This is a genomic window from Paraburkholderia sp. EG304, from assembly GCF_046543485.1.
GTDB classification, from domain to species: domain Bacteria; phylum Pseudomonadota; class Gammaproteobacteria; order Burkholderiales; family Burkholderiaceae; genus Paraburkholderia; species Paraburkholderia youngii.
Genome location: NZ_JBKGUA010000006.1, coordinates 72,051 through 87,720, shown reverse-complemented (window position 1 = coordinate 87,720; position 15,670 = coordinate 72,051). Strand labels below are relative to the sequence as shown.

Annotated in this window: 15 protein-coding genes; 6 read left to right on the top strand and 9 right to left on the bottom strand. The window is 64.8% G+C overall.

Annotation, left to right across the window (positions count from 1 at the left end):
* Positions 1-20: 20 nt before the first annotated feature.
* Genes ACLFKU_RS09575 through imuA form a run of 3 tightly spaced genes read right to left on the bottom strand, consistent with a single transcriptional unit; the run spans position 21 to position 5,309 of the window.
* Entirely contained in the window at positions 21-3,170 is a 3,150-nt protein-coding gene (locus ACLFKU_RS09575; protein ID WP_410848908.1) for an error-prone DNA polymerase, read from the bottom strand.
* 32 nt (positions 3,171-3,202) lie between these two features.
* Positions 3,203-4,672 carry a Y-family DNA polymerase gene (locus tag ACLFKU_RS09570; protein WP_410848907.1) on the bottom strand — a complete coding sequence of 490 codons (1,470 nt, stop codon included), beginning with the start codon at positions 4,670-4,672 and terminating at the stop codon, positions 3,203-3,205.
* Entirely contained in the window at positions 4,602-5,309 is a 708-nt protein-coding gene (gene imuA / locus ACLFKU_RS09565; protein WP_026228047.1) for a translesion DNA synthesis-associated protein ImuA, read from the bottom strand. The genes ACLFKU_RS09570 and imuA overlap by 71 nt, the downstream gene beginning before the upstream one ends.
* A gap of 82 nt (positions 5,310-5,391) precedes the next feature.
* On the opposite strand from imuA, the gene ACLFKU_RS09560 reads away from it, so the two are divergent.
* Both ACLFKU_RS09560 and ACLFKU_RS09555 read left to right on the top strand, forming a co-directional pair.
* Positions 5,392-5,676, top strand: coding sequence for a hypothetical protein (locus ACLFKU_RS09560; RefSeq protein WP_410848906.1), 285 nt, complete (start codon positions 5,392-5,394; stop codon positions 5,674-5,676).
* Positions 5,677-5,706: 30 nt separating this feature from the next.
* Positions 5,707-6,114 carry a GFA family protein gene (locus ACLFKU_RS09555; RefSeq protein WP_410848905.1) on the top strand — a complete coding sequence of 136 codons (408 nt, stop codon included), beginning with the start codon at positions 5,707-5,709 and terminating at the stop codon, positions 6,112-6,114.
* Positions 6,115-6,123: 9 nt separating this feature from the next.
* On the opposite strand, the gene ACLFKU_RS09550 is transcribed toward ACLFKU_RS09555, so the two are convergent.
* The 4 genes from ACLFKU_RS09550 to ACLFKU_RS09535 form a co-directional block, all read right to left on the bottom strand.
* The gene (locus tag ACLFKU_RS09550; RefSeq protein ID WP_368582769.1) at positions 6,124-6,534 is read right to left on the bottom strand and encodes a GFA family protein; all 411 of its coding nucleotides are present in this window, start codon (positions 6,532-6,534) and stop codon (positions 6,124-6,126) included.
* Positions 6,535-6,633: 99 nt separating this feature from the next.
* On the bottom strand, positions 6,634-6,948 hold the full coding sequence (locus tag ACLFKU_RS09545; protein WP_368582771.1) for a high-potential iron-sulfur protein: 315 nt from the start codon (positions 6,946-6,948) through the stop codon (positions 6,634-6,636).
* A 91-nt stretch (positions 6,949-7,039) separates the two neighbouring features.
* Positions 7,040-8,314 carry a c-type cytochrome gene (locus ACLFKU_RS09540; protein WP_410848904.1) on the bottom strand — a complete coding sequence of 425 codons (1,275 nt, stop codon included), beginning with the start codon at positions 8,312-8,314 and terminating at the stop codon, positions 7,040-7,042.
* A gap of 116 nt (positions 8,315-8,430) precedes the next feature.
* Positions 8,431-10,158, bottom strand: a complete 1,728-nt coding sequence (locus ACLFKU_RS09535) for a methanol/ethanol family PQQ-dependent dehydrogenase (RefSeq protein WP_176119980.1) — start codon at positions 10,156-10,158, stop codon at positions 8,431-8,433.
* Between the two features lie 439 nt (positions 10,159-10,597).
* On the opposite strand from ACLFKU_RS09535, the gene ACLFKU_RS09530 reads away from it, so the two are divergent.
* The 4 genes from ACLFKU_RS09530 (at position 10,598) to ACLFKU_RS09515 (ending at position 14,143) form a co-directional block, all read left to right on the top strand.
* Positions 10,598-12,583: a sigma-54-dependent Fis family transcriptional regulator gene (locus ACLFKU_RS09530; RefSeq protein ID WP_410848903.1), complete on the top strand. Its 1,986-nt coding sequence runs from the start codon at positions 10,598-10,600 to the stop codon at positions 12,581-12,583.
* Entirely contained in the window at positions 12,564-12,872 is a 309-nt protein-coding gene (gene pqqA, locus ACLFKU_RS09525) for a pyrroloquinoline quinone precursor peptide PqqA (protein ID WP_368582774.1), read from the top strand. The genes ACLFKU_RS09530 and pqqA overlap by 20 nt, the downstream gene beginning before the upstream one ends.
* Positions 12,873-12,958: 86 nt before the next feature.
* On the top strand, positions 12,959-13,240 hold the full coding sequence (gene pqqD, locus ACLFKU_RS09520; RefSeq protein WP_368582775.1) for a pyrroloquinoline quinone biosynthesis peptide chaperone PqqD: 282 nt from the start codon (positions 12,959-12,961) through the stop codon (positions 13,238-13,240).
* 153 nt (positions 13,241-13,393) lie between these two features.
* Entirely contained in the window at positions 13,394-14,143 is a 750-nt protein-coding gene (locus ACLFKU_RS09515; protein WP_410848902.1) for an SDR family oxidoreductase, read from the top strand.
* Between the two features lie 26 nt (positions 14,144-14,169).
* Here the strand turns inward: ACLFKU_RS09515 and ACLFKU_RS09510 are convergent, their stop codons facing one another.
* Both ACLFKU_RS09510 and ACLFKU_RS09505 read right to left on the bottom strand, forming a co-directional pair.
* A complete protein-coding gene (locus ACLFKU_RS09510) occupies positions 14,170-14,619 on the bottom strand; it encodes a VOC family protein (protein WP_410848901.1) in 450 nt (149 codons plus the stop codon).
* 12 nt (positions 14,620-14,631) lie between these two features.
* Positions 14,632-15,621: a glutathione S-transferase family protein gene (locus ACLFKU_RS09505; protein WP_410848900.1), complete on the bottom strand. Its 990-nt coding sequence runs from the start codon at positions 15,619-15,621 to the stop codon at positions 14,632-14,634.
* Positions 15,622-15,670: the final 49 nt, after the last annotated feature.

The following is a 15,670-nucleotide window of genomic DNA, read 5'->3' as shown; positions in this document are numbered from 1 at the left end:
TACGCATTCGCGCGCTTGCGTCAGCAGAAGTTTCTGCTCGTCGTTTGCAACTTGCCCAGCAGATGGGACATATCGACGAGCCGCTGCGCGACGAGGTGCCGGACTTCTCCCTGACACTGCCACGTGCCGTACACGGCGAGCAGCGTGGCGCCCAACGCTTCCTTGCGCTGTTTTTCGAGCAGGCCCGGCCAGATGATCACGTTGACGTTGCCCGTCTCGTCTTCGAGCGTGACGAATACGACGCCCTTGGCCGTGCCAGGTCGCTGACGCACCGTCACCAGTCCACAGGCGCGCGCGAGGCGGCCGTCGCGATAGGTCCGCAGCGTCGAGGCCGGCATCAGCCGGTTCGCGAGCAATTGCGGCCTGAGCAGCTCCAGCGGATGGCGGTTCAGCGTCAGGCCGAGCGAGCGGTAGTCGGCGACGATGTCGTGCGCTTCGCTCGGTGCGCCCAGTTCGGGCGTTTCGTCCTGAGTCGCGGCGGCCGCGAGCATATCCTTGTCCGGCACCGCGGCGACCGACTGCCACAGCGCTTCGCGGCGGTTTCCCGCGAGCGCTGCCAACGCATTCGCATCCGCGAGCGCATGCAGGTCTTTGCGGTCGAGCTGTGCGCGGCGCGCGAGATCGTTGACGCTCGCGAACGGACGAACCGCGCGCGCGTTCTCGATCCGTTCGGCGGCGCCGTCCTTCATGCCGCGCAGCAGCGAAAGACCGAGCCGCACGGCAGGGCGCGTCGCCCCCGCACGGTGTTCGAGCGACGAATCCCAGCCGCTCACCGTCACGTCGACCGGCAATACCGTGACGCCGTGCCGCTGCGCATCCTGCACCAGTTGCGATGGCGAATAGAAGCCCATTGGCTGGCTGTTCAGCATCGCGGCGAGAAAGGCTTCGGGTTCGTGACACTTGAGCCAGCTGCTCGCATAGACGAGCAGTGCGAAACTGGCCGCGTGACTTTCGGGGAAGCCATATTCACCGAAGCCCTTGATCTGCTCGAAGATCGCCTCGGCAAAGGCCTGGTCGTAGCCGCGCTCCTGCATGCCGAGCACGATGCGGTCATAGTATTTTTCGAGCCCGCCTTTGCGTTTCCACGCGGCCATCGCGCGCCGCAGCTGATCGGCTTCGCCGGCGGTGAAGCCGGCCGCGAGAATCGCCACCTGCATCACCTGCTCCTGGAAGATCGGCACGCCGAGCGTGCGGCCCAGCGCTGTTTTCAACGCGTCGCTCGGATAGGTGACGGGCTCGAAGCCCTGGCGGCGCTGCAGGTACGGATGCACGGCGCCGCCCTGAATCGGACCCGGCCGCACGATCGCGACTTCGATGACGAGGTCGTAGAACGTCTTCGGCCGCATGCGCGGCAGCATGCTCATCTGCGCGCGCGATTCGATCTGGAATACGCCGACCGTATCGGCGGCTGAAATCATCGCGTAGGTCGCCGGATCTTCAGACGGAATGTCCTGCATTTCGAAGCGTTCGCCGCGCTGTTCCGACACGAGGTCGAGCGTGCGCCGGATCGCGGACAGCATGCCGAGCGCGAGCACGTCGACCTTCAGCAAGCCCAATGATTCGAGGTCGTCCTTGTCCCACTCGATCACCGAGCGCTCGGCCATCGCCGCGTTTTCCACCGGCACGAGCCGCGTGAGCTTGCCGCGGCTGATCACGAAGCCGCCCGAATGCTGCGACAGATGGCGCGGAAAATTCAGCAGCTGCGAGGCGAGCTTCGCCCAGGCCTGAATCAGCGGCTTGTCCGGATCGGGGCCGGATTCCGCGAAGCGCGCGAGCAGATCCTGGCGGCCATCGAACCAGTGATGCGACTTCGCGACCGCATCGACGATCTGCGGATCGACGCCGAGCGCCTTGCCCGTTTCCCGCAGCGCGCCACGCGGACGATAGGTCGACACCGCCGCCGCGATCGCCGCCCGGTCGCGGCCGTACTTGCGATAGATGTACTGGATCACTTCTTCGCGCCGCTGGTGCTCGAAGTCGACGTCGATATCGGGCGGCTCGCCGCGCTCCTTGCTGATGAAGCGCTCGAACAGCATGTTGCCGCGCGCGGGGTCCACTTCGGTCACGCCGAGGCAGTAGCAGACCGCCGAGTTCGCGGCCGAGCCGCGCCCCTGACACAGAATGTGCTGACTGCGCGCGAAGCGGACGATGTCGTAGACGGTCAGGAAATACGGCTCGTACTGCAAGTCCGCGATCAGTTCGAGTTCGTGCTCGATCTGCTGCTGCACGGGATGCGGAATCCCCGCCGGAAAACGCCGCTGCGCGCCGATATAGGTCTCCTGGCGAAGATACGAGGCCGGCGTATGGCCGGCCGGCACCAGCTCGTCGGGATACTCGTAGCGCAGCTCGTCGAGCGAAAACGTGCAGCGGCTCGTGATGTCGACCGTCGCGGCGAGCGCGTCTTCCGGGTACAGGTTGGCGAGCCGCAACCGCGAACGCAGATGCTGCTCGGCGTTCGGCGCGAGATCGTAGCCGCACTCATGGACCGGCTTGCCGACCCGGATCGCGGTCATCGTGTCTTGCAGCGGCTTGCGCGAGCGCACGTGCATCACGACTTCGCCGAGTGCGACGACGGGCACGTCGCGGCTCTTCGCGACGAATTCGACCGCGCCGCGATGCATGTCGTCCATCGCGCGTTGATGCAGCACGAGGCCGACCCATGCGCGGCCGGTGAAGGTTTCGTCGAGCCATTCGACCTGCGCGTCGAGCGCGTCTTCGCTGGCCGGGAAATCCGGCACCAGAATCGCGAGGCAGTCGGGCATGCCGAGCAGGTGGCGATATTCCTTCTCCGGCCGCGACAGATCCTGCGGCGTGAGCCGGTATTCGCCCTTGGGCGCGCGCATGCGCGCGAGCGTGATCAGCTCCGACAGATTGCCGTAGCCGTTGCGGTTGCGGGCGAGCAGGATCAGGCCGAAGGCCGGCGAACCATCGGCATTGACGAGCCGGAAATACGAACCGACGATGAACGGCAGCTTCGCTTCCTTCGCCGCGACATGCGCGCGCACGACTCCCGCGAGCGAGCATTCGTCGGTGATCGCGAGCGCGGAGTAGCCGAGTTGCGCGGCACGCTCGGCCAGTTCCTCGGCGTGCGACGCGCCGCGCAAAAACGTGAAGTTGGAAAAGCAGAACAGCTCGGCATATGCCGGCAGCATCGTGAAGGTGGTGTCCATGGCCGTTCATCCGCGCATATCAGCCGCGCCTGTCAGCCGAACAGGCCATGAAGGAACCAGCGTTGCTCTTCTTCCGCGTCGCGGCTGCTCACGCGCTCGCGGTAGATCCAGTAGCAGCTCTGGTCGTCCGCCTGCGCGACGAAGTAGTCGCGCGTGACGAGTTCGCCGTCGAACCAGCCGCTCTCGATGCGCTCGCCCGGCGACACCATGCGCAACGGCGAGCCATAGAACGGGCGGTGCTGGCGCATCAACAGACGCACCGGCGTGTCGAGCATCCACGTCGGGCGTGGCAGATTCTGCGGCAGCGGTCCGAGCTTGACCGGCTGCGACACCGGCAGCCAGCGGTTCGCGATCTCCGGGCGATGATCGGCGCTCGGCGCGGGCTTCAGCACGTTCTCTTCGCCGAGCCGCGCGACCAGCAGTTCGAGCAGGCGCTCGTGGTCTTCCTGCGAGCCGCCCGGTTCGGGAAAGAGGGTGGCGGACGCGGGCGCGGCCGATTCGACGTTCGATGCGTCGAGCCGCAACGCAATCACGGGCGCGGCGAGCTCGATGCGATGCAGCCGTTCCTTTAGCAGCCGCATCAGATGTTCTTCGCGCCAGGTCGGCTCGCCGAGCGCGATGTCGATCGTGGTCGGCTCGATCGCATTGCGTCCGCGCTCGTGTTCGAGCGACAGGCGGATGCCGCTGACCGCGAGCTGCTTCGCGCACAGCCATCCGCACAGCTGCACGACGAGCCGCTGCGCGCCGAACACCGCGCCATCCGCGTGTTCGAGCCGGTCCGGCATCTCGATGCGCGCCGAGAACGTGGGCGGCAGTTCGAGCCAGTCGAACAGTTCGGGCGCGGTGCCGAATGCGCGGTCGAGCGAGTCGAGCAGATGTTCGCCGCAGCGGCGCTGCAAGCCGGCGCGGGGCAGGCGGCGCAGATCGGCGATGCGCTCGCAGCCGAGGCCCGTGAACCAGTCAGCGAACGGACGGACTTCGGGCACGGCGAGCATCGGCAGCGCGCAGAGGCGCTGTTCGAGCGACGCGAGCTTCAGCACGCGGCGGTTGCCGAACTTCGCGAGCAGCCACGCGCCCTGGCCGGTCGGCGCGGCACTGATGCGCGCGGTGAAGCCGAGCGCATTGAGAATGGCCTTCGCGTCGCGGCACAGCGCGAGCAGGCCGCCGAAGAGCCGCAGACTCGCGCCGATCTCGACGACCACCGTCGCCTCATCGAGCAGCGCGACTTCGGGTGAGAAGCGCATCAGCGCGATCCCCACCTCGCGATGAGCCGCCGCCTCGCGGCCGCTGTCGCGCTCATACATCTCGGTTTCCGGCGACAGCGTCAGCACGCCGCCACGCTTCATGCCCGCACGCACGCCCGCCGAGCGCGCGGCGGGATCGGCCATGACCACCTTGTCTTTCTCCAGCACCGCGCAGCCATGCGCGGGCTCAGGCGACCACTTCGGTCTGAAGACCTCGAGCGGCAACTTTGGCAGATGAACGGCGAGAAAGACGCGCATGTCGGGAAAGCAGAACGGGTGTGGGTTGAAGGGGAATCGACAGGGGCTCTGCGCGAGCGGGCCCTCGTCGTTTCACGATGTCGATGGTCAGACCTTCGGCCGATGGCCTGAGCGCGAGCCGCAGCAGCGCGGGCGACGCGTCCTGCGCGGTGGCGAGCGGCCGCACCATGATGAACAGCGTCTCCGACGACTGCGCGGCCAGATGCAGACGGCGCAGCGACGACGCCTGCGCGTACTGCGCCCAGAAGATCAGCGCGCCGCAACTGCCGGCGCGCAGGATCTGCTCGGCGGACCACAGCGCGTCGGCGGTTTTCGGCGCATTGATGCGCAGCACCTGCTGCAGCGACAGGCCGATGTAGTTCAGCCCGAGGCCGTCCGGCGTATGCGGCGGCTGCACGAAGGCGACCGGACGCTCGCCGACGGCGCTGAGCGCCGGCTGCAACAGCCGCAGTTCGCCGACGCCGGCCTGCTGCACCAGCAGATCGACCAGCGCGCCGAGCGGCCAGCCGCCGCCGGGCAATTCCGCCGACAGGGCCGGATAACCGGTATCGACGCTGCGGCCGCGGCCAGCGCCAAGTTGGGACGCCCGCCACAAGGACGGGTGAATGGCTTCCGGTGCTGGCAGGGCGGTTGTCATTTGCGAAAATACCTGTATGGATATACAGTATCCTACATCGTTTTAAGATATGGCGAATAGGCACTTTTTCGGGAGCGGATGAATGGACATGCGAGTGCGCAAGCCGGCCGGGCATCCGATGCCCGAGATCGCGGCGTTCGTGGCCGAACTGAAGGCGGTGTTCGGCGAGCCGGGCATCGATGAAGCGATTCGCCGCGGCAAGGCGGGCGAGCCGAACTTTCATGCGCGGGAAAACGGCCGCTCGGTGGGAACGGCGCGGCCGGCCGAGGCTAACGTCTGGCGCGTGGATCGCGCGGTGCGCGACCGCCATTACTGCGAGGGTTGCGACGGCTCGTGCGTTGGCAGCGCGAAGTCGTGCCGTCCATAATTGCAGCTGCCCTCAACCTCGGAGAACCCCATGCTGCGCACGTACCTCGGAAGTTGCCACTGCCAATCCGTGAAGTTCGAGGCTCGCATCGATTTCGACAAGGGCACGTCGAAATGCAATTGCAGTTATTGCAGCAGGCTGCGGTTCTGGCACGTGCAGGTTCGTCGGGAGGACTTTCGTCTGCTTTCGGATGAAGCCACGCTCAGCGAATATCAGGGGAAAAATGCGGTTGCGCATCACCCGTTCTGCCAGCGCTGCGGGGTTCACGTATTCGACCGCATCGATATGCCGAACGGCACGGGGTATCCGTATATCAACGTCAACATCATGTGTCTCGATGAACTCGATCTCGATGCAGCGTTGAACGCGCCCGTGACCTATCGCGATGGCTTGCACAACGACTGGGGCAATCCGCCCGAGCAAACAAGGCATCTTTGATCGCGCGGGTCAGGGCGCTCTTCGCGGATGGTGGGGAATGTCAGGCAGGTGAGCGTCAAGTTGATGGCGTTCGCACACGAACTGAGTGAACTCGGGCTCGAACCGCGCAGGATCATCGAGCGTGCCGGCGTAGAGGGTCACTATGTCCGGTGCATGATGCGGCGTGCCGAACAGCAGGCTGCCGCAATGAGCGCAGAAGTTGCGCGTCGTCGGCATGCCGCTGCCGCCGGTCTTCGTATAAGGCCTGATGTCGCCTTTGAACGAAAAGCCGGCGGCTGTCACTACGACGACCGGCAACCCTGCGGAACCGGAAGCGCGCTGACAATCGCGGCAATGGCAGATCAGTTGCGCGAGTGAATCACCGTGAGCTTCGTATTGCACCGCGCCGCATAGGCACCGGCCCGTCCAGGGACTCGACATCGATCTTCTCCGGTTCAAATGCTCTCGCTGTTTGCGCTGTTTGCACTGTTTGGTTGGAGAGCCTAAGAATACGCGCGGCGGACGGTAGATTACCAGCGCTCAGGTTCTTGGCGCATAGACATTACACCAGCCGTCCGCCGCAACCGATTTGCCGGGGAACATCGGGCACGGTCCGGCGGCCTCGCCCGCTGCGCCGGTATAGAAGCGACAGTTCGCGCAGGTCTGGCCCGCGTGGTACTTGGGGAACTTCGCGGTGTCGACGCTGCTCGCTTTCGCACGATAGCCGAGCGAGCTGGCGGTGGCGTCGTTTTCGTCGACGGGCGGCGGCGCGGCGAGCGCGAGGTCGGCGCTGGCGAGCGCGGCGCACACGCCCGCGGCCTGAAGAATGAAGTGTCTGCGATTGTGAGAGACCATGATGGTGTCCTGAGAAAAGAAATGGGTCGTCCACGCCGCATTCCATTCGATCGAAGCGGCGTGGCGTTGCAATGCAGTGCGATGCAACGTGTCAGTGGCGCGGCCCCGCATTCAGCGGTGTGGTTGAGGATTGCGCGGCCTGCGCGGTCAGCTTCACGTTGCCGGTGTCGTAGCCATTCGTATAGAGCAGGAAGGCCATCAGATCGGCGTACTCCTCGTCGCTCATCTTGCCGGGATGATCCGCGGGCATGTTGGTCGACATGTACTGATAGATGCCGCCGATCGTCAGATGCGAGTTCGCCGCTGGCGCGAAGGCCGGTCCGCTCAACGAAGGCGCGGTGTTGCCTTCGAGCTTCTCGCCGTGGCATTTCGCGCACGAATCGGCATACAGATGTTCGCCGTGGGCGACCTGATCGTGATCGAACGACGGTGCCTCGGTCGTCGCCGCGACCTTGATGAAGCCGCCGGCGGCCGGCATGCCGCTCGCGCGCCATACGTCCGCACGCGGCGACGGCTGCGTCGGGCCGTCGAGATAGCGCGCGGCACTGCGCACGAGGCTCGCGTGAGGGGTCGCCGAATCGGTCGCGATCGTGGCTGGTAATGCCCAGTTGCGCGTCAGCGCCGCGAGCCGGCCATCGCTGCGCAAGCGCACGAGCGCTTCATCGATGCGCTTTTGCAACTGCTGCGTGCCGGGTCCCGATGCGAACACGAGTTTCCAGTCGGCATAAGGCGATTCGGCGGCGGCGACGTCGAAGTGCTGCTGCGGGTGCGCACGCCGATATGCGACCACGGCCGGGTACCAGACGATCGCGCGTTGCGCGCGTCCTTTCGCGACGGCGTCGACGGTCAGCCTGGAGGTGGTTTCCAGATCGAAGCGCGCGTTCTTCTGCTGGACCGCGATCAGTTGCGACGGGCTCGACCAGGTGGCCGCAATCGTGATCTTGCCGTCCGGCGCCGCGACGCTGGGGTTGGCCGCATGGGTGCCGCGCAGCGTGACGCTGACATAGCCAGAGTGCAGATAGCCCTCGGAAAAGAGCAACTGCGAGTCGGAGCCGTCGGCCACGCTCGAACGCGGAAAGCCCGCGATCACATCGCAGTCGCGCTGCAGCGATTTGGACAGCTCACGAGCGGAGATGCCGTCGTCGCCGCCGTCGTCGTCGATGCCGCGCGACGCGAAGTTCGCGGCGATGCCCGCGGCGTTCAACACCGCACGTGCAACGGACTTGTCCAGCTCGGCCGAAGGGCTGCCTGGCATCGTGCATACGCGCACGCTGGACGACGTCTGCGTGGCCGCATGGACGGCAACCTGCGCGGCGCCGGCGACGAGCGCGCCGGCGAGAGCAACCTGAGTGAGTCGAATGTTCATGATGGTGCGTTCCTGTGATGGCGGGAACACCGCGCCCGCCTGAACTGCGTGCGGGCGCGGAGAGATGCAGCTGCGAGAGTGCGAGGTGCAGAACGATGAGGATGCAGTGGCTGCGTTCAGCTGCGATCGAGCGCGAACACATACAGCGTGCCGCCGCGCGGGACGTCCTTCGCGACGTCGGCCATCGGGCCGCCCCAGATCGGATTCGCACCGCCGTAGCCCGCGAGCACGGCCACGTATTCCTTGCCGTCGACTTCGAACACCGAAGGTTGCGCGACGATGCCGCTCGCGAGTTGCGGGCTTTCCCACAGCACCTTGCCCGTGGTCACGTCGAACGCGTACAGATGGCCGTCGAGCGAGCCGCTGAAGGCGAGGCCGCTGGCCGTCGTGGCGACGCCGCCGTTCCAGGGCATTTTGGTCCAGTGACCCCACAGCTTCTTGCCGGTATTGACGTCGATGGCCTGAAGCTCGCCATAACCCTGGCTGCCCGGTTCAGGCTGGATCTCGAAGCCTTCGCCGAGGTAGGGCAGGCCCTCCATGTAGCTGACCGACTTGCCGGACAGGCTCATGCACGCATGCAGCGACGGCACCACCGCGATGTGCCGCTCGGGATCGTAGGAGGTCGACCACCAGTTCTTGCCGCCGAGAAAGCTCGGGCAGGTGTTGATCGTCGTGCCGGCCTTCGGAAACCGGCTGGCGTCCTGAACCGGTTTGCCGTCGGCGGTGTAGCCGGTCACCGACAGCGCCTTGACGAACGGCTCCGCGTAGATCAGCTTGCCGGTCTTGCGGTCGATCGCGTGGAAGAAGCCGTTGCGGTCGGCATGGATGATCGCGTCATACGGCTTGCCCTTGTAGCTGATGTTCGCAAGGACCGGCGTGTTGACGCCGTCGTAGTCCCACGTGTCGTTGTTCGTGTATTGGTAGTGCCACTTCAGCTCGCCGTTCTTCGGATTGAGCGCGAGCAGTGAATCGGAGTAGAGGTTATCGCCGGGACGCAGCGCGGCGAGCCACGGCCCCGGATTGCCGACACCCCAGTACAGCGTCTGCGTGGCTGCGTCGTAGGTGCCGGTCAGCCACGCCGCGCCGCCGCCATGTTCCTGCATGCCGTCGGGCCATGTGTCGCTGCCTTTCTCACCGGCACTCGGGATCGTATAGCGCTTCCAGATGATCGAGCCGTCGTCGGGATTGAGCGCGGCGATATAGCCGCGAATCCCATATTCGCCGCCCGACGTGCCGACGACGATCGCGCCGTCGAGCGCGAGCGGCGCAAGCGAGAACGCGTAGCCGAGACCCGGCTCGAACATCTGCTTCTTCCACACGAGGTTGCCGCTCTGCGCGTCGATCGCGGCCACCTCGCCGCTCAGCATCGCCACATAGACGTTCTTGCCATACAGCGCGACGCCGCGATTCACGACGTCGCAACAGGCGGTCTTGAACGATTCCGCGCCGAGCTTCGGCTCGTATTTCCACAGCTGCGTGCCGGTTTTGACATCGAACGCATAGACGTTGTCCTTTGGCGTACTGACAAAAAGGTATCCGCCGTTGACGATCGGGGTTGCTTCGAAGCCCTGCTTGAGTTCCGCGGGGAAGCGATAGCTCCAGGCCTGCTTGAGTCCGGCGACGTTCGATGCATCGATCTGCTTCAGAGGGGAATGCGACTGGCCGCTATAGCTGCGGTAATAGGTCAGCCAGCCCGGGTCGCTTTGCGCTTGAGCGAGGCGCTCGTAGGTCACCGCGGGATAGTCCGGGGCGGCGCCCACCGGAGCCACGTTCAGTGCCATCGCGATCGCGATGCTCGCTCCAAGGACAGCCAGCCGGCCAGCGGCGGGCGAACGGTTCTTCATGGTCGTCTCCTGAGTGTTTGTCGATGCAGTGCCGGGAGAGGCGTCGCCCCTTCGTTCCGTGCGATCCGGTTGCGATGCCGTTACTGCAAGTGGCATGCCATTTTTGTGAACGAGTCCGAAAGGGCGGCGCGCCTGAAACGCGCTGCGGGACATCTCGCCCGCATGGCGCTCCATCTGTTGCGTCCCGGTACAACGCCGGACGATGGAGTGTTGAGAAACAGCACAATCGCGGCGCTCGCGCGCATCGCTCGGGGCGGGGGCGACGCCAGCAGCGCGGATCAAGCGCCACTCGGGGTGACTCCGCATATCGCAACGCGTAGGGATTTGCGGTAATACAGCCTCTTCGCTTCGCGACCGTCGATGAAATGAATGGCCTGGAGCTTGCTTAAGGGAACGGAGAAAAGTCTGGCAAGGTACCAGGCTCTGCTGGAGGGAGACAATGCGCGATGACGTTCATCCGGCCGTGACTCAGACGGCCGTCCGGTCCAATGACTTTCCCGCACCGGCGATTCAGAAAGCACACGAACGGTCCGAGACGTTTGGTCTGTGCGCGTCGGCGCGACCGGATTACGAGGTTCTTTCGAACGCGGGACTCGTGCTCAAACGCGAGCAGAACCGGGTGCTGTGCGCGCACGCGATGCCGGTGATGGAGACGCTGCGCGAGCAGATCGCCAACACGCAAAGCATGATCGTGCTGACCAATGCCGAAGGGCTGATCCTGCATTCGATCGGCGACGACGACTTCCTCGCGCGCGCGGAGAAAGTCGCGCTGCGGCCCGGCGCGAACTGGGCCGAGGACCGCCAGGGCACCAATGCGATCGGTACGGCGCTGGCCGAGCGCTGCGCGATGGTCGTGCACGGCGACCAGCACTACCTCGCGGCCAACCGCTTCCTGACCTGCTCGAGCGTGCCGATTCTCGATCCGTATGGCGACGCGATCGGCGTACTCGACGTGACGGGCGATTACCGCAGCTATCATCAGCACACGATGGCGCTCGCCAAAATGTCGGTGCAGATGATCGAGAATCATCTGTTCACGACCACCTTTCACGAAACGCTGCAAGTGTCCTTCCATAGTCGTCCGGAGTTTCTCGGCACGCTGATGGAAGGCATCGTCGCGTTCACGAGCGACGGGCGCTTTCTGTCGGCCAACCGCAGTGCGCAGTTCCAGCTCGGCATGCCGCTCGCCGGGCTGCGCGCGCATACGTTGTCATCGTTGTTCCAGACCACCAGCGCGCAACTGATCGATCGTGCGCGCGCGAGCCTCGACCCGCACCTGCTGCTCAACCTGAGCAGCGGCGCGGTGGTCTGCGCGCGCGTGCAGTTCAGGCGGGCGTCGCTGGCCGAAGGCAGCCGCCCGGTCGCCGTGCACGAGGGCGCGCGGGCGGCGGCGCACGAAGAGCCGCCGCCCACCGCTGCCGGGCTTTCACGTCTGAGCTATCTCGACACGGGCGACCCGCAGGTCGCCGCGGTCATTGCGAAGGTCAAAAAGGTTATCGGCAAGGACATTCCGATCCTGATCAATGGCGAGACCGGCACGGGCAAGGAACTGCTCGCGCAGGCGATTCACAACGATTCGCCGCGTCACGCGGGGCCGTTCGTCGCCGTCAACTGCGCTTCGATTCCCGAGACGCTGATCGAATCCGAGCTGTTCGGCTACGAGGAAGGCGCATTCACCGGAGCGCGCCGCAAAGGCGCAATCGGCAAGCTGCTGCAGGCGAACGGCGGCACGCTGTTTCTCGATGAGATCGGCGACATGCCGTATTCGCTGCAAGTGCGGCTGCTGCGCGTGTTGCAGGAACGCGTCGTCAACCCGCTCGGCTCGACGCGCAGCATTGCGGTGGACGTCGCGATCATCTGCGCGACGCACCGGGACCTGCGCGTGATGATCGCGCAAAACCGCTTCCGCGAGGATCTCTACTACCGGCTCAATGGCCTCGTGGTGCGTCTGCCGCGGCTGCGCGAGCGGACCGATCTCGCGGTCGTGATCCAGAAGATGTTGCTGCGCGAATCGCTCGCCAGCGCGAACGGGCACCCGCTTCACGTCGCGCCCGACGTGATGGCGATGTTCGAGCGCTGTCCATGGCCGGGCAACTTCAGGCAGCTTGGCAATCTGCTGCGCACCGCGGCGGCCATGGTCGACGCGGACGGCGAGATCCGGCGCGAGCATTTGCCCGATGACTTCTTCGATGACCTGCGCTGTGACGTTGCGTCGAGCGGCGCGGCGGATACGCGAGGCGCGGGCGGTGCGTCCGTGCCGGAGTGCGCGCGCCTCCAGGACGTGACCGTGTCGGTGATTGCCGCGGCGCTCGCGCGGCATGGCGGTAATGTGTCGGCGGCGGCGCGCGAGCTCGGCGTGTCGCGCAACATGATCTACCGGAAGATGCCCGCGGTCGAGCCGGGTCGTGCGGTGGACGACTTTTGAGCCCATCGCGCCGCTTGCATCGGCACTTCTGTTTCGCTCACGTGCTGTCGCACCGCTGTTGCATCCCGCAACGGTGGTGCTCCAAAAATCAACACTGCCCGCCTCCCGAATGCCCCCCGCCTCGCGTGACGACACCGGCATATCCTTTGCTTTGAAGGGAGCGGCCGCGCATCGAGTGCGGTTTTTCATCCAATCGCAAACAAGGAGACATGCCATGCAATGGATCACCCCGTCGTATGCCGAAGTGCGTTTCGGCTTTGAGATCACGATGTACATCGCCAATCGCTGAGCGGGCCGCGGCGTGCCGCCCGCGCTGCACGTAGTGCGCCGCGGGCGGCGCACGCAACGAACGACCATGAACACACTGGGATCGCGATGAACAAGCGTGATTCGAATAGCGGCGTGCCGCTGCGCCCCCGTCTGAGCAGCGTCTTCCGCCTGCAGTGGGAAGCGGCGCAGGACGCCTACGTGCTGCTCTATCCCGAAGGGATGGTGAAGCTCAACGCTAGCGCCGGCGCGATCCTCGCGCGTTGCGACGGAGAACACGAGCTCGACGACATCATCGGCGAACTCGAACGGCTTTTCGGCACGTCCGAACTTGCGCCCGACGTCTACCGCTTTCTCGATCATGCGCGGCTGCGCGGCTGGCTGGATTGACCAGCCCCAGGACTTGTGCGCGTCCCACGCAGATTCGATCGAGAAAGATGTTCGATCATCTCGAACGATTTCAGCGCCCGGATCGTACGGCATTTCCATCGAAACGGCGCATCATTGAATCGCAGTAACTCACCTGACTCATTGGAGAAAGTTATGACGCGATTTCATGGCAAATCTGTATTGATCACTGGCGGTAGCAGCGGAATCGGTCTCGCCGCGGCAAAGGCGTTCGCCGCGGAAGGCGCACGGGTCGTCATCACGGGCCGTGACAGCGCGGCGCTCGAAGAGGCGAAACGAGGGCTTGGCGCCGACGCGGTGGCGGTTCGCAACGACACAGGATCGGTTGCGGCCGCGCGCGAGCTCGCCATCGCGATCGGCGATGCAGGCATCAAGCTCGATGCGGTCTTCATCAACGCGGGCGCTGCAAAGTTCGCGCCCTTCACTGACGTGGACGAAGCGCTCTGGGACGCGAACTTCAATATCAACGTCAAGGGCGCCTATTTTCAGATCCAGTCGCTGCTGCCGCATTTGAACAAGGGTGCTTCGGTGGTGATCAATGGCTCGATCAACGCGCACATCGGCATGCCCGGTTCATCCGTTTATGCGGCCAGCAAGGCTGCCGTTATTTCGCTCGCCAGGACCTTGTCCTCGGAGCTATTGCCGCGTGGCGTGCGCGTGAACGTGGTGAGCCCCGGGCCAGTGCAAACGCCGCTGTACGGCAAGCTCGGCCTGGATGCCGATACCCTGAAAGCGACTGCCGCTCAAATTCTCAATCAGATTCCGCTGGGACGCTTCGGCACGCCTGAGGAAATCGCCGCCACCGTGTTGCATCTGTCGTCACCCGAATCGGCGTTTATCGTCGGCACGGAGATCATCGCTGATGGCGGGATGAGTCAGCTTTAAACGACGCGATCGAATCTGATGCGCTCTCAGGTGCGGTCCAACAGCGGGCCGAAGATGTGAATCAGGTTTCCCTCCGGATCGCGCAGCATGGTTGAGCGCCGCTCGGCGCTCAACGGCTGGTCTGCCCACACCATGTCCACCCGATGCTCCTCCATCAAGGCCGTGGTCGCCTCCAGGTCGTCGGTTTCGAACACCATCGCCTTGAGGCCAAGCACCGCAAGATGATCCGGCGGGGGCGTGCGGTCCACCGGACGTTGCACCGCGCTTGCGCGTGCCACCAGTTCAATGCGCAAACCGGCAGCCTCGAGGATTGCGTAGTCCGCGCCTCCCGCGTCGAAACGGCCGCGCCCGGTCACGACGAAACCGAGCCGGGATTCGTACCACGCGACCATCGCGTTCAGGTTGCTCACGGCGAGCGCGACGTTATTGAGTCGCAGACCGCGAACCGGAGGCAGCATCAGATGAGCCTTGTACATGACCGAGGTTTCCTACTTTGCACGCGCGAAGCGCGCGCGATCGTGCGGGGTGGAGAAGTCGAGCACCGGTCCAAGCGGCACGATGCCCGTGGGGTTGATCCCACGATGGCTTTCGTAATAGTGCCGTTTGATGTGCTCGAAATTGACCGTTTCCGCGACGCCCGGCATCTGATAGATATCGCGCGTATACGCGGAAAGGTTGGGGTAGTCGGCGATCCGATGCAGGTTGCATTTGAAGTGACCGACATAAACGGCGTCGAAGCGTATCAACGTCGTGAAGAGACGGATGTCCGCTTCGGTGAAGGTGTCGCCAGTCAGAAAGCGTTGTGTCGAGAGCTGCTCCTCGAGCCACGCTAGCGTTTCGAACAGCGGCTTGACGGCTTCCTCGTACGCGCTTTGCGTTGTTGCAAAGCCGGACTTGTAGACGCCGTTGTTCAACGTGTCGTACACACGGCCGTTGATTTCGTCGATCTCGCGTCGCAATGGCGCCGGATAGTAATCGCCAGGCGTGGCGCCGAGACCGTCGAAGGCCGAGTTCAACATACGAATGATTTCCGACGATTCGTTATTGACGATCGTCTTCTGCTGTTTGTCCCACAGCACGGGCACGGTGACGCGTCCGGTGTAGTGCGGGTCGGCGGCGGTGTAGACCTGATGCAGCAAGCTTGCGCCGTTGACGGTATCGGGCACGGTGCCGGGCCCCTCGGCAAAGGTCCATCCGCGCTCGAGCATCAGCCAGTGGACCACCGACACACTGACCATCTCGTTCAAGCCCTTGAGCGCCCGCACGATCAGCGCGCGATGTGCCCACGGGCAGGCGAGGCTCACGTACAGGTGGTATCTGCCAGCTTCAGCGCGAAAGCCGCCACGCCCGCTGGGCCCCGGCGAGCCGTCGGCGCTCAGCCAGTTGCGAAACGCGGCGTCCTTACGGACAAAGCGACCGCCCGTCGACGCCGTGTCGTACCAGCGGTCTTGCCATTCACCATTGACCAGCAGGCCCATGTCGTTGCTCCTTGTTCGCGAGACGTTCAGGTTGGTTACAGCATGATGG